We start from the raw sequence: 13712 nt of genomic DNA, 5'->3' as shown, positions 1-13712 counted from the left end.
CTAAAATGCGTGTTCGTCGTCATCGCAACCCCAAGTGGTATACACGTTATTAACATAATATTAACTCATCATACCAGCTTGATAATTCCCCAACGAAAAGGTTGCGAAGCGCGTCACTATTTATTTTTATCTTTACTCTAAGAATGCAGAAACAGCGGACCAGCCGCTGTTTCTTTTTCTTTAAAAACAAGCAATTATTCAGTTACAACTGTTTGTACTCTTGCAGGGCCGGGATTATACCAGCCCCATCCGCCGTAGCCATAGGGCCAGCCACGGCCACCATAAAACCACGGATCAATCGGCTGCGGCGGCATAATCACCTGCTGGGTTAAATGCCAACGCTTATAGCCCGTTACCTGCATAACCATAAATTTATAGGGTGTATTGCCGATTTTACCGTCAACCGTACCGGTGATTGGCCCGACAACCGTCACCAGTTGTCCGCGGAAATCAACTGGATCAAGAAAACCGTTCACATCGGCATAAATGCGCCCGCGAGAAGGTTCCCCCAGCGTCGGCCTGGCTCCGCTATCGAGCGGTACGGTGGCAATTTCCAGACGGGTTTTCCCCTGCTGGTTTTGTACCGCGACCACTTTGCCGCCAAAGCGCGCTTCCTGACCAACATACAATTGCGGCGCGCTCATCACCCGAACTAAATCTTGTTGCGGCGTGGGACTGCTGCCTTTAATGGCATCCGGCACAGTGACACAACCGCTCAACATTAGCGCAAACGTACCTGCCAGTATGCCTTTGATAACATTCTTTTGAACCGCCATGATGCGACTCCTTTTTTTCTCAGGGCATACTCTTAAGATTCATTCTTTGCCCGGAAGTTTCTTCCACGCGACGTTGTTACGCAAATAAACCGGCTCGGCATGTTCCACTGCCACCGTTTTGCCTTCAGCAAAGAGCTGGCAGGCAATCGGCAGCATATCTTCTGCGGCGGGCAGTAACACTTCGCCATCGCGCAAAACCAGCCCGCTCTCTTTACCGAGATCCGGCCAGGCTTGCCAGCCTGTCCCCACCGTCACCCATTCACCGGAAAGCTGCTGCATCCGCTCATGAACGAGTTCTGGTTTGAGTACAGCTTCGGTTTCTTCACCGTGCCAGATACCATTTTCATCACGCTGATATTCGGCCCAGTAAACTTCGCCCATTCGCGCGTCAATAGCCGCCAGCACACGGGTCGCGCCATTTTTGCGCCATGCCCCTTGCGCCATGGTCATTAGCGTGGAGACGCCAATCATCGGCAGCTCCGCGCCAAGCGCCAGCCCTTGTGCAATACCAATACCGATACGCACACCGGTGAAGCTACCGGGACCACGCCCGTAAGCTAATGCGTTTATGTTAGTCAGGGAGGTTCCGCTGGTGGCCAGGATATCCTGCACCATCGGTAAGATTCGTTGAGTATGTTCACGTGGGCAAAGCTCAAAATGAGCGTTGACAGTGCCGTCATTCCACAGGGCGACAGAGCAGGCCTCTGTCGCGGTATCGATAGCCAGAATTCGCATGGGTCTTCGTGCTTAGATCAATAAAAAGGCGCGCATCATACCATACTCCATCACAAATTACCTGGAGGAAGGTATCGCAAGGAAACGAACCGCACGGGCTATATCACGGGTGCGCGGCGCAGGCGGCAGGCTGGCGAGGAACGTCGCGCCGTAAGGGCGCATCACCAGCCGATTGTCGCAAATCACCAGCACACCGCGATCGTCGGCGTCGCGAATCAGTCGCCCTACCCCCTGTTTGAGAGTAATGACCGCATCTGGCAGTTGCACTTCATCGAACGGGTCGCCACCGCGCAAACGACAATCTTCCATTCGCGCTTTTAGTAGTGGGTCGTCCGGCGAGGTAAACGGCAACTTGTCGATAATCACCAGTGACAGCGTATCGCCGCGCACATCCACCCCTTCCCAGAAACTACTGGTTGCGACAAGAAGCGCGTTACCGGCACTGACAAACTGCTGCAACAATTGCCCTTTACTGGTTTCACCCTGCAACAAAACGGGAAGCGTCATGGTGGCACGGAACTGCTCGGCCAGATCGCGCATCATGGCGTGTGAGGTGCAAAGCATAAAGCAGCGCCCATTGTTGGCTTCGATGAGCGGTCGCAACATTGCTGCCAGTTGCCGTGCGGAACCCGGTTGATTAGTTTGCGGCAGGTTACGCGGCACACAGAGTAACGCCTGGCGGCTGTAATCAAATGGGCTGGGTAACAGCAACGACTCGGCCTGTTCGATGCCAAGCCGGGAGGTAAAATGATGCAGATCGTCATTCACTGACAACGTTGCCGAGGTAAAAATCCAGCTTCCGGGTTTTTGTGCCATTAACTCTTTGAATTTATCCGCCACGCTGAGCGGCGTCAGCGCCAGAGTGAAATGACGTGAGGTGCATTCGTACCAGTAACTGTAGCCCGGTTGGTTGATCTCTTTCAGCCGCTTCAGACGTGTGCGATATAACGTGGCACGTTCAAATGCCGCATCCAGCAACGCGGAACGACCCAGCGACAATTTCGCCACGTCGTAACAGAGTTCAAGCGTGTCATCGAGCAGTAAAAACGCCCGCTGAATTTGCGGATTGGCTAACAATTCGCGCAGATTGCCACGATAACCCGGCTCACCGAGTTGCAGGCGAAAATCCTGCGCACTCTGAGCAAGGCGGTCGGCGCACTTTTGTAACTGTTGAGTGTCTTTTAATTCAGTGCGATAGGCGATGGTGATGTCTTTTGCCAGGTCGAGCAGTTGTCGGCTGGAAAGTGACTGACCAAAGTACTGGCTGGCAATATCCGGCAACTGATGGGCTTCGTCGAAGATCATCACGTCCGCTTCCGGGATCAGTTCGCCAAATCCGCTCTCTTTGACCACCATATCCGCCAGAAACAAATGATGGTTTACCACCACTACATCGGCGTCCATCGCTTTTTTGCGTGCTTTGACCACAAAGCAATCTTTATACATCGGGCAGTCGCTGCCGAGGCAGTTATCGTTAGTGCTGGTGACCAGCGGCCATGCCTGAGAATCTTCCGCAACGCTGACGCAGGTGCTGATATCACCATCGACGGTTTGATTGGACCAGGAGCGTAGCAGGATCACATCGCTTAAGATTTGTACCGGCAGATCGCCGCCCGCCAGCGCCTGCTGTTCGAGACGTTCGAGGCAGAGGTAGTTTGAACGTCCTTTCAACAATGCCACATTGCCGGTGTATTTCAGCGCCTTTGACACCGTCGGCAAATCACGGCTGTAGAGTTGATCTTGTAATGCTTTCGAGCCAGTCGAGATAATGACTTTCTTTTTCGCCCGCAGCGCAGGGGCAAGGTAAGCGTAGGTTTTGCCCGTACCGGTTCCCGCTTCCACCACCAGCGGTTGGCTTTTTTCTATCGCCCCGGTGACGGCTACCGCCATCTGTCGCTGTGGTTCACGCGGCTTAAAGCCTGGTATCGCTTTCGCCAACTGACCGTCTGGTGCAAAATCGTCCGTCACACTACCCCCTGTTGATTTGAACAGGGATTATGTCAGGCCAGGCTATTTTTCGCCAGTTGAAGTGATGACGGCGACTTCACATTGTGGCAGTCTTTGCAGCACAAAAATGGAATGATAATGAGGACAAAATGATGACTATCGTTCGTATAGACGCCGAAGCCCGCTGGTCTGATGTGGTGATCCACAACAACACGCTCTACTACACTGGCGTACCGGAAAACCTCGACGCCGATGCTTTTGAGCAAACGGCAAATACACTGGCGCAAATTGACGCGGTGCTGGAAAAACAGGGCAGCAATAAGTCGAGCATTCTGGATGCCACCATTTTCCTGGCCGATAAAAACGACTTTGCGGCAATGAATAAAGCGTGGGATGCCTGGGTTGTCGCAGGTCATGCTCCGGTACGCTGCACGGTGCAAGCGGGACTGATGAATCCGCAGTATAAAGTTGAAATTAAGATTATTGCGGCGGTTTAATTCCGGAAGAGAATTATCGAAAATACTGGTCGATCATGAACAAATCGACCAGTGCTTAAGCTCTTACTTTAGATGGACGGTGCCCCAGTCGGGGGCTTTATTATTTATTTTTTTGATTTCAAGTTTATTTATAAAGAAACGATATTAATCATAAAAACTAAACCACGTGTTAATCACTCAATTAACCTAACCTGTTTTCCGCTGTTGCCCTTACTTACCTGAACAACCAGGCTACGGTACTACGATTCTCTGTTAATTTCGGCACATCACTAGATAACCCGCCATGACCTGCTACCTTTAAAATACCTGAATGTCAACAGGTTAACGAATGAGATATTGTCATAATCCTTTTGATATTAGGCACAATTTAATGTCATATATAGCCTTATCGAAAACGTGGTTAATTTAAGGACAAGAATATGCCTGCTGTAATAGATAAAGCCCTGGATTTCATTAGTGCTATGGATATATCAGCACCAACCCCCAGCTCTATGAATGAAAGTACGGCGAAGGGAATATTTAAATATTTGCATGCTCTGGGTGTACCCGCGACGGCCACCGATATTACTGCGCGAGCTGAACAGGAAGGCTGGAATCCTGGATTCACGGAAAAAATGGTTGGCTGGGCAAAAAAAATGGAGTCTGGTGAACGCGTGGTGATTAAAAACCCTGAATACTTCTCGTCTTATATGCAGGAAGAACTTAAAGCCCTTGTGTGAGTCAAAACTCCAGCACTAAAAATCAATCCGGACGCTTTCATTGATCTTAGAAAAGCGTCCTTTTTTCTCGTTATCAATAAAACCGCTGAATTCAATCAAGCAAAACAGCCCCGCGTTTCTTTGGTTCAAACGCTGCAGGCCAAATGGTTCGCTTGTCATAATGCACCCCGTTGAAACAAACATTCTGAAGATCTGTCCCAGCGAAATTAGCACCTCTTAAATCGGCAGCGGTAAAATCTGCCCCACAAAGTCGTGAATGTCTAAAATCAGCAGCAATGGGGCGTGACTGATAAAAATTACAATTCGTCAGATCGGCGTGATTTAGCCAGGCACACATCAGGGCGGCAGACGAGAGGTCGGCCCCAATAAGGGAGGATGTGATGAAACTGATATTACGCAGATGCGCATCATTAAACCGAGCACCATCCAGACACATGCCATCAAAAATAGCGCGATGTAAATTCATGCCGGAAAAATCCCAGCCGATGAGGCTATCCGTATCAAGATACAGAACGTCATCCGTGACGAAATCGATACGGATCATTGTGTATTACTCGTCTTCATCCTCAAAACGCGCCACAATCCGTTCGCCGGAATGGTTGGCGCGTAACTCTTCGGCTACCAGTGCGATTGCCTGACCGCTGCTCATCCCCTGTGCCATCAATTCCTGAATCCGCTCAACGGCTTTTTGCTGCTGTTCATGGGTGAGTGAAGGTAAACCTGCAAACATTGTTAACTCCTGCTAAATTGTTGGCGCTAATTATTTCATGCTACCCGGCACATAGCCAGTAGAGTCAGGACTAATGAAGACGTTATCTCCCGCTGTGATTACTTTACCCTGGCGTCAGGACGCCGCTGAATTTTATTTCTCCCGCTTGAGCCACTTGCCGTGGGCGATGCTTTTGCACTCCGGCTATGCCGATCATCCGCATAGTCGGTTTGATATTGTGGTGGCAGATCCCGCTTGCACCTTAACAACTCACGGTAATGAAACCGTGGTGTGTGAAGGAGAAACCCGTACAACGACCACTGATGACCCGTTAAAGGTACTCCAACAGGCGCTGGAGCATGCAAACATTCACCCGTTGCATAATGGTAATTTGCCATTTCAGGGTGGCGCACTGGGTTTATTTGGCTATGACCTGGGCCGCCGTTTTGAGTCCCTGCCGGAATTGGCGCTGAGAGATATCAACCTTCCTGATATGGCGGTAGGTATCTACGACTGGGCGTTGATTGTCGACAACCAGCACCGGGTTGTTTCTTTGCTGAGTCATAATGATGTCAATGCCCGTCTGGCGTGGCTGGAAAACCAGCAAATTACACCGCAGGGTGATTTCACGCTAACCTCTGCCTGGCAATCTAATATGAGCCGCGAACAGTATGGCGAGAAATTTCGCCAGGTGCAGGAATATCTGCACAGCGGCGATTGTTACCAGGTGAATCTTGCCCAGCGTTTTCAAGCTACCTATTCTGGTGATGAGTGGCTGGCGTTCGTTAAACTCAACCAGGCCAACCGTGCACCATTTAGTGCCTTCCTGCGCCTGGAGCAAGGTGCGATTTTAAGCCTCTCGCCAGAACGTTTTATTCTTTGTGCTGATGGTGAGATCCAGACCCGTCCGATTAAAGGCACTCTGCCGCGTCTGGCCGATCCTCAGGAAGATAGCAAACAGGCAGAAAAACTGGCGAACTCACCGAAAGATCGCGCCGAAAACCTGATGATTGTCGATTTAATGCGTAATGATATTGGCCGTGTTGCCGTCGCAGGTTCGGTAAAAGTGCCGGAGCTGTTCGTGGTGGAGCCCTTCCCTGCAGTGCATCATCTGGTCAGCACCATAACGGCACGCCTTCCCGAGCAGTTGCATGCCAGCGATCTGCTGCGCGCGGCTTTTCCCGGAGGCTCAATCACCGGCGCACCGAAAGTACGGGCAATGGAAATTATCGACGAACTGGAACCTCAGCGACGCAACGCCTGGTGTGGCAGCATTGGCTATTTAAGTTTTTGCGGCAATATGGACACCAGCATCACTATCCGCACCCTGACCGCGGTTAACGGGCAAATTTACTGCTCTGCGGGCGGCGGTATTGTCGCCGATAGCCAGGAAGAGGCGGAATATCAGGAAACTTTTGATAAAGTTAATCGTATTCTGAAGCAACTGGAGAAGTAAGACGTGGAATACCGTAGCCTGACGCTTGATGATTTTTTATCACGCTTTCAACTTTTGCGCCCGCAAATTAACCGGGAAACCTTAAATCATCGTCAGGCTGCTGTGTTAATCCCCATCGTGCGCCGACCGCAACCGGGTTTGTTACTTACTCAGCGTTCAATTCACCTGCGTAAACACGCCGGACAGGTGGCGTTTCCAGGTGGCGCAGTAGATGACACCGACGCGTCAGTTATCGCCGCCGCGCTACGCGAAGCCGAAGAAGAAGTCGCTATACCGCCTTCAGCCGTTGAAGTTATCGGCGTGCTGCCGCCCGTCGATAGCGTAACGGGTTACCAGGTAACCCCTGTCGTCGGTATTATCCCGCCCGATTTACCCTATCGCGCCAGTGAAGATGAAGTCTCCGCTGTGTTTGAAATGCCGCTCGCTCAGGCATTACATCTGGGGCGCTATCACCCTTTAGATATCTACCGCCGTGGCGATTCACATCGGGTATGGCTTTCCTGGTACGAACAGTATTTTGTATGGGGAATGACCGCAGGCATAATTCGTGAGCTGGCGCTGCAAATTGGTGTGAAACCCTGACTATACTTATCTTTACATCTACAAAACACTACTTGAGACAATCATCGCAATATTAGTTAAATCGCGGTTTTTGATTAGTTTAATTCATGTGAATAGTTAAGCCGATCGCCGCGTTCCCTCTTACACTATGCGCTGTTATTAGTTCGTTACTGGAAGTCCAGTCACCTTGTCAGGAGTATTATCGTGATTAGTCTATTCGACATGTTTAAGGTGGGGATTGGTCCCTCATCTTCCCATACTGTAGGGCCTATGAAGGCGGGTAAACAGTTCGTCGATGATCTGGTCGAAAAAGGCTTACTGGATAGCGTTACCCGCGTTGCCGTGGACGTTTACGGTTCTCTATCGCTGACGGGTAAAGGCCATCATACCGATATCGCCATTATTATGGGTCTTGCAGGTAACGAACCTGCCACCGTGGATATCGACAGTATTCCCGGTTTTATTCGCGACGTAGAAGAGCGCGAACGTCTGCTGCTGGCGCAGGGACGGCATGAAGTGGATTTCCCCCGTGACAATGGGATGCGTTTTCATAACGGCAACCTGCCGCTGCATGAAAACGGGATGCAGATCCACGCGTATAATGGCGATAAAGTTGTTTACAGCAAAACTTATTATTCCATCGGCGGCGGTTTTATCGTCGATGAAGAACATTTTGGTCACGATGCCACCAACGAAGTCAGTGTGCCGTATCCGTTTAAATCTGCAACCGAGTTGCTGGCGTACTGTAATGAAACTGGCTATTCCCTTTCCGGCCTGGCAATGCAGAACGAACTGGCGCTGCACAGTAAGAAAGAGATCGATGACTATTTCGCGCATGTCTGGCAGACCATGCAGGCGTGTATCGATCGCGGAATGAATACCGAAGGCGTATTGCCTGGGCCGCTGCGTGTTCCGCGCCGTGCATCTGCCCTGCGCCGGATGCTGGTTTCCAGCGATAAACTGTCTAACGATCCGATGAATGTTATCGACTGGGTGAACATGTTTGCGCTGGCAGTGAACGAAGAAAACGCCGCAGGTGGTCGCGTGGTGACAGCGCCTACCAACGGTGCGTGCGGCATTGTTCCGGCAGTGTTGGCCTATTACGACCACTTTATTGAATCGGTCAGCCCGGATATCTATACCCGCTATTTTATGGCCGCTGGGGCAATTGGCGCGTTGTATAAAATGAACGCTTCTATTTCCGGTGCTGAAGTGGGTTGTCAGGGCGAAGTCGGCGTAGCCTGTTCAATGGCCGCCGCAGGCCTGGCTGAATTGTTGGGCGGTAGCCCGGAACAGGTTTGTGTGGCAGCGGAAATTGGGATGGAACACAACCTCGGTCTGACCTGCGATCCGGTGGCCGGTCAGGTTCAGGTGCCATGCATTGAGCGTAATGCTATTGCATCGGTGAAGGCGATCAACGCCGCACGCATGGCTTTACGCCGCACCAGTGCTCCGCGCGTCTCGCTGGATAAAGTCATCGAGACAATGTACGAAACCGGTAAGGATATGAACGCCAAGTACCGTGAAACCTCTCGCGGTGGTCTGGCAATAAAAGTCCAGTGTGACTAATACTTTTCTTTCGCCCATCTGCAACGGATGGGCGAATTTCCCCCGCTTTCTCGTCTGCTGTAAATTTCCCCACTACACTTCCACTGTTGCGTCAGGCGTTTGTTGCCATACGCTTACAGGGCGGCCCGCATGCAAAAAGCACAACGGATCATCAAAACTTATCGCCGTAATCGAATGATTGTTTGTACAATTTGCGCACTCTTTACGCTTGTGGCGACACTAAGCGTGCGATTTATTTCACAGCGTAATTTAAATCAACAGCGGGTGATACTTTTCGCCAATCACGCGGTTGAAGAGCTGGATAATATATTGCAACCCCTTCAGGCGGGACGCGAGATGTTACTTCCGTTGATTGGCCTCCCTTGCTCAGTCACTCATTTGCCTCTACGCAAACAAGCCGCAAAACTGCAAACGGTGCGTTCTATTGGTCTGGTACAAAACGGTACACTTTACTGCTCCAGCATCTTTGGCTATCGCAATGTTCCGGTTCATGATATTCAGGCCGATTTGCCCGCCCCACAGGCTCTTTTGCGCCTTACCACCGATCGCGTGTTGATTAAAGGTAGTCCAGTGCTGATCCAGTGGTATCCCTCTCAATCACATACTGGCGATGGCGTTCTGGAGATGATCAACATTGACCTATTGACGACGATGTTACTGGAACCGCAGTTGCCGCAAATTAGAAACGCCAGCCTGACGGTGGCTGATCGCCATTTACTCTATGGTGACGGTCTGGTTGACGCTTTACCTCCACTTAATGGCAATGAACGTTACCAGGTTTCATCGCAGAACTTCCCTTTTACCATCAGCGTTAGCGGCCCTGGCGCGACAGCGCTGGCGTTGCATCATCTTCCCAGCCAGTTTCCACTGGCGGTACTGTTGAGTTTACTGGTGGGTTACATCGCATGGCTGGCAACCGCCCATAGAATGAGTTTTTCGCGCGAAATTAATCTTGGCCTCGCGCAACATGAATTCGAGCTATTCTGTCAACCTTTACTAAACGCTCGTAGCCAGCAATGTGTTGGTGTAGAAATATTGCTGCGCTGGAATAACCCGCGTCAGGGGTGGATCTCACCAGATGTATTTATCCCTATCGCGGAAGAACATCATCTGATAGTGCCGCTTACCCGTTATGTGATGATGGAAACCATCCGCCAAATCCACGTTTTTCCAATGAGCAGCCAGTTTCACATTGGGATTAACGTCGCCCCCAGCCATTTTCGCCGCGGCGTGTTATTGAAGGATCTCAATCAATATTGGTTTAGTGCTAACCCGATTCAGCAACTCATCCTCGAAATCACCGAGCGCGATGCCTTACTGGATGTCGATTATCGGATTGCCCGCGAACTGCATCGTAAAAACGTCAAACTGGCGATTGATGACTTCGGCACCGGCAACAGTTCGTTTTCCTGGCTGGAAACGTTACGCCCTGATGTGCTGAAAATCGATAAGTCTTTCACCGCTGCAATTGGTTCCGATGCGGTTAACTCGACGGTAACCGATATCATCATCGCATTGGGGCAAAGACTGAATATTGAACTGGTGGCGGAGGGCGTAGAAACGCAAGAACAGGCGAAGTATTTACGCCGTCATGGGGTCCATATTTTACAAGGGTATTTGTACGCGCAGCCGATGCCACTGCGTGATTTCCCAAAATGGCTGGCGGGCAGCCAACCGCCGCCCGCCCGGCATAATGGGCATATCACGCCCGTCATGCCATTTCGTTAATGATTATTCGTCTTCGTCGTGCGCCAGTTGCTCTTTAACAATGCGAACCAGATCAACACGATAATCGTTAGCTTCAACAATGGTGATATGTAACGGCCCTACGTCAATCACATCGCCAGCACGCGGGATGTGACCATTTGCAGAAATCACCAGACCTGCCACCGTCGCGATATCATCGTCATCGGCAAGGTGCTCAACATCAAGCGCCTGCTGTAAGGCATGTAAGTCTGTACCGCCTTTTACCAGCCAGCCGTCGCCGTCAGTAATGATTTCCGGCGTTTCATCAGCGTCCGGGAACTCACCGGCAATGGCTTCCAGCACATCCAGAGGCGTGACCAGGCCTTGCACCACACCAAACTCGTTGGTAACGATAACAAAACTACCGCGAGCACGACGCAGCACGCCCAGCAGGTTGATCGGATCGAGGGTTTCCGGAACGATAATCGCCGGAGAAGCCGAGGCAATTGCTGCGACATCAACGCCATCTTCCAGCGCCACCAGCAGTTCTTTAGCACGCACGATACCGATGATTTCATCCAGTTCACCGCGACATACCGGGAACAGACTATGTGGCGAAGAAAGCAACTGCTCACGGATTTCATCGACACCAAGATTAGCGTCAACCCAGCTAATTTCGCCGCGCGGTGTCATAATCCCACGCAGAGAGCGAGACGCCAGTGTCAGCACGCCGTTAATCATATATCGCTCTTCTTCCGCAAACGCGCCTTCCGGCACAGGGATCGGCATCGGGTTATCGGCATCGTGCTGAACGTTCGCCTGACGTTTACCCCCCATCAAACGCAGGATGGCATCGGCAGTACGCGCACGCAGCGGTAAAGCTGACTGATGACGAATAAAGTTACGGCGCGCAATTTGGTTAAACACTTCGATGATGATCGAGAAGCCAATCGCGGCATACAGGTAACCTTTCGGAATATGGAAGCCAAACCCTTCAGCAACCAGGCTCAGACCAATCATTAACAAGAAGCTCAGGCAGAGCACCACCACTGTAGGATGCTGGTTAACGAATCTCGTCAACGGTTTCGACGCCAGCAACATGACCGCCATCGCAATCACCACCGCCGCCATCATCACCGGCAGGTGGTTGACCATCCCAACTGCGGTAATCACCGCATCCAGCGAGAAGACGGCATCGAGAATGACAATCTGCGTTACTACCACCCAGAAGCTGGCATAACCTTTACCGTGACCGGAATCATGATCGCGGTTTTCCAGCCGTTCATGCAGCTCCGTTGTCGCTTTAAACAGCAAGAATATCCCCCCGAACAACATAATCAGGTCGCGACCAGAGAAGGAAAAATCCATCACGGTAAATAGCGGTTTGGTCAGCGTGACCATCCATGAAATCAGCGACAGCAGTCCCAGACGCATGATCAGCGCCAGCGACAGTCCTAACAAACGAGCTTTATCACGTTGTTTCGGTGGCAGTTTGTCGGCAAGGATGGCGATGAAAACCAGGTTATCGATACCCAGCACGATTTCAAGAACGACAAGCGTGAGTAGCCCCACCCAAATCGAGGGGTCCATTAAGAATTCCATGACAAGCTCCTGCTTAAGGAATAGCTATTCGGCGCCAGAAATAATGCAGGCGTAACAACAAAATGCAAACAAAAGGTGCGGCAAAAAGTGCCAGAAAGGCAGGCGCTGAAAGGCCTGATGCTGAAATGACGTCGGTGACGATCCATACTGCGGGCTGCTGCCCTATACTCCTTGGTTGTTAAACGGGAGTTAAACATATCAGAGAGACCTCTGATTTGGCAAAGATTTACCTTCCTTTGCAAACAAATGTGACGAAAATATTTTCTCTTTCGGAATTTTGATAATCCAAAGTTAAATTACGGATCTTCATCACATAAAATATTTTTTTCGATATCTAAAATAAATCGCGAAACGCAGGGGGTTTTTGGTTGTAACCCTTATCTGAATCGATTCGATTGTGGACGACGATTCAAAAATACATCTGGCACGTTGAGGTGTTAACAATAATAAAGGAGGTAGCAAGTGACCATTGCTATTGTTATAGGCACACATGGTTGGGCTGCAGAGCAGTTGCTTAAAACGGCAGAGATGCTGTTAGGCGAGCAGGAAAACGTCGGCTGGATCGATTTCGTTCCAGGCGAAAATGCCGAAACGCTGATCGAAAAGTACAACGCTCAGTTGGCAAAACTCGACACCACTAAAGGCGTGCTGTTTCTCGTTGATACATGGGGAGGCAGCCCGTTCAATGCTGCCAGCCGCATTGTCGTCGACAAAGAGCATTATGAAGTGATCGCAGGCGTTAACATTCCAATGCTGGTGGAAACGTTAATGGCTCGTGATGATGACCCGGGCTTTGATGAACTGGTGGCGCTGGCAGTAGAAACAGGCCGTGAAGGTGTGAAAGCACTGAAAGCCAAACCGGTTGAAAAAGCAGCTCCCGCCCCCGCTTCGGCGGCACCCAAAGCGGCCCCAACTCCGGCAAAACCAATGGGACCAAATGACTACATGGTTATTGGCCTTGCGCGTATCGACGACCGTCTGATTCACGGTCAGGTAGCTACCCGCTGGACCAAAGAAACCAATGTCTCCCGTATTATTGTTGTTAGTGATGAAGTGGCTGCGGATACCGTTCGTAAGACACTGCTCACCCAGGTCGCACCTCCGGGCGTAACAGCACACGTGGTTGATGTTGCCAAGATGATTCGCGTCTACAACAACCCGAAATATGCTGGCGAACGTGTAATGCTGTTATTCACCAACCCGACAGATGTTGAGCGCCTCGTTGAAGGCGGCGTGAAAATTACCTCTGTTAACGTCGGTGGTATGGCATTCCGTCAGGGCAAAACCCAGGTGAATAACGCGGTTTCGGTTGATGAAAAAGATATCGAAGCGTTCAAGAAACTGAATGCACGCGGTATCGAACTGGAAGTCCGTAAGGTTTCCACCGATCCGAAACTGAAAATGATGGATCTGATCAGCAAAATCGATAAGTAACGTATTGTGTTGATTATCACT

Annotated in this window: 14 protein-coding genes; 7 read left to right on the top strand and 7 right to left on the bottom strand. The window is 50.7% G+C overall.

The features are described 5' to 3' along the window. Positions 1-194: 194 nt before the first annotated feature. Genes yeaY through C0K55_RS20040 form a run of 3 tightly spaced genes read right to left on the bottom strand, consistent with a single transcriptional unit; the run spans position 195 to position 3479 of the window. Positions 195-776, bottom strand: a complete 582-nt coding sequence (gene yeaY, locus C0K55_RS20050; RefSeq protein WP_000290579.1) for a Slp family lipoprotein YeaY — start codon at positions 774-776, stop codon at positions 195-197. A gap of 39 nt (positions 777-815) precedes the next feature. Continuing rightward, positions 816-1511, bottom strand: coding sequence for a tRNA (adenosine(37)-N6)-threonylcarbamoyltransferase complex dimerization subunit type 1 TsaB (gene tsaB, locus C0K55_RS20045; protein ID WP_105266213.1), 696 nt, complete (start codon positions 1509-1511; stop codon positions 816-818). A 57-nt stretch (positions 1512-1568) separates the two neighbouring features. Beyond that, complete coding sequence (locus C0K55_RS20040) at positions 1569-3479, bottom strand: ATP-dependent DNA helicase (protein ID WP_000128825.1); 1911 nt, start codon at positions 3477-3479, stop codon at positions 1569-1571. Between the two features lie 131 nt (positions 3480-3610). On the opposite strand from C0K55_RS20040, the gene C0K55_RS20035 reads away from it, so the two are divergent. Further along, the gene (locus tag C0K55_RS20035; protein WP_010376144.1) at positions 3611-3955 is read left to right on the top strand and encodes a RidA family protein; all 345 of its coding nucleotides are present in this window, start codon (positions 3611-3613) and stop codon (positions 3953-3955) included. A 419-nt stretch (positions 3956-4374) separates the two neighbouring features. Further along, positions 4375-4674, top strand: a complete 300-nt coding sequence (locus C0K55_RS20030; protein WP_001112001.1) for a DUF1889 family protein — start codon at positions 4375-4377, stop codon at positions 4672-4674. Positions 4675-4765: 91 nt separating this feature from the next. Here C0K55_RS20030 and C0K55_RS20025 read toward each other — a convergent pair whose 3' ends face one another. Next, positions 4766-5218, bottom strand: a complete 453-nt coding sequence (locus C0K55_RS20025; protein WP_000618094.1) for a pentapeptide repeat-containing protein — start codon at positions 5216-5218, stop codon at positions 4766-4768. Positions 5219-5224: 6 nt separating this feature from the next. Continuing rightward, a complete protein-coding gene (locus tag C0K55_RS20020) occupies positions 5225-5404 on the bottom strand; it encodes a YoaH family protein (RefSeq protein ID WP_000457334.1) in 180 nt (59 codons plus the stop codon). A gap of 73 nt (positions 5405-5477) precedes the next feature. On the opposite strand from C0K55_RS20020, the gene pabB reads away from it, so the two are divergent. The 4 genes from pabB to C0K55_RS20000 all read left to right on the top strand — a co-directional run bounded on the left by pabB (position 5478) and on the right by C0K55_RS20000 (position 10697). Then, a complete protein-coding gene (gene pabB, locus C0K55_RS20015; RefSeq protein WP_105266214.1) occupies positions 5478-6839 on the top strand; it encodes an aminodeoxychorismate synthase component 1 in 1362 nt (453 codons plus the stop codon). Between the two features lie 3 nt (positions 6840-6842). Then, positions 6843-7421, top strand: a complete 579-nt coding sequence (locus C0K55_RS20010) for a CoA pyrophosphatase (RefSeq protein WP_000456725.1) — start codon at positions 6843-6845, stop codon at positions 7419-7421. 183 nt (positions 7422-7604) lie between these two features. After that, positions 7605-8969 (top strand): L-serine ammonia-lyase, encoded by a 1365-nt coding sequence (sdaA, locus tag C0K55_RS20005; protein ID WP_000624308.1) that lies wholly within the window; start codon positions 7605-7607, stop codon positions 8967-8969. A gap of 129 nt (positions 8970-9098) precedes the next feature. Beyond that, on the top strand, positions 9099-10697 hold the full coding sequence (locus C0K55_RS20000; protein WP_001516271.1) for an EAL domain-containing protein: 1599 nt from the start codon (positions 9099-9101) through the stop codon (positions 10695-10697). A gap of 3 nt (positions 10698-10700) precedes the next feature. Here C0K55_RS20000 and yoaE read toward each other — a convergent pair whose 3' ends face one another. Next, the gene (gene yoaE, locus C0K55_RS19995; protein WP_000395006.1) at positions 10701-12257 is read right to left on the bottom strand and encodes a CNNM family cation transport protein YoaE; all 1557 of its coding nucleotides are present in this window, start codon (positions 12255-12257) and stop codon (positions 10701-10703) included. Beyond that, positions 12245-12403, bottom strand: coding sequence for a protein YoaL (locus tag C0K55_RS26965; RefSeq protein WP_269471531.1), 159 nt, complete (start codon positions 12401-12403; stop codon positions 12245-12247). The genes yoaE and C0K55_RS26965 overlap by 13 nt, the downstream gene beginning before the upstream one ends. Before the next feature lie 316 nt (positions 12404-12719). Here C0K55_RS26965 and manX point away from each other — a divergent pair, with 316 nt between their 5' ends. Continuing rightward, a complete protein-coding gene (gene manX, locus C0K55_RS19980; protein WP_000150534.1) occupies positions 12720-13691 on the top strand; it encodes a PTS mannose transporter subunit IIAB in 972 nt (323 codons plus the stop codon). The last annotated feature ends 21 nt before the right edge of the window (positions 13692-13712 follow it).

Origin of the sequence: Escherichia sp. MOD1-EC6098 (assembly GCF_002965865.1) — a bacterium.
Lineage (GTDB): Bacteria > Pseudomonadota > Gammaproteobacteria > Enterobacterales > Enterobacteriaceae > Escherichia > Escherichia marmotae.
Note: the sequence above shows the minus strand (reverse complement) of the source record. Positions and strands in the feature narration are given on the sequence as shown.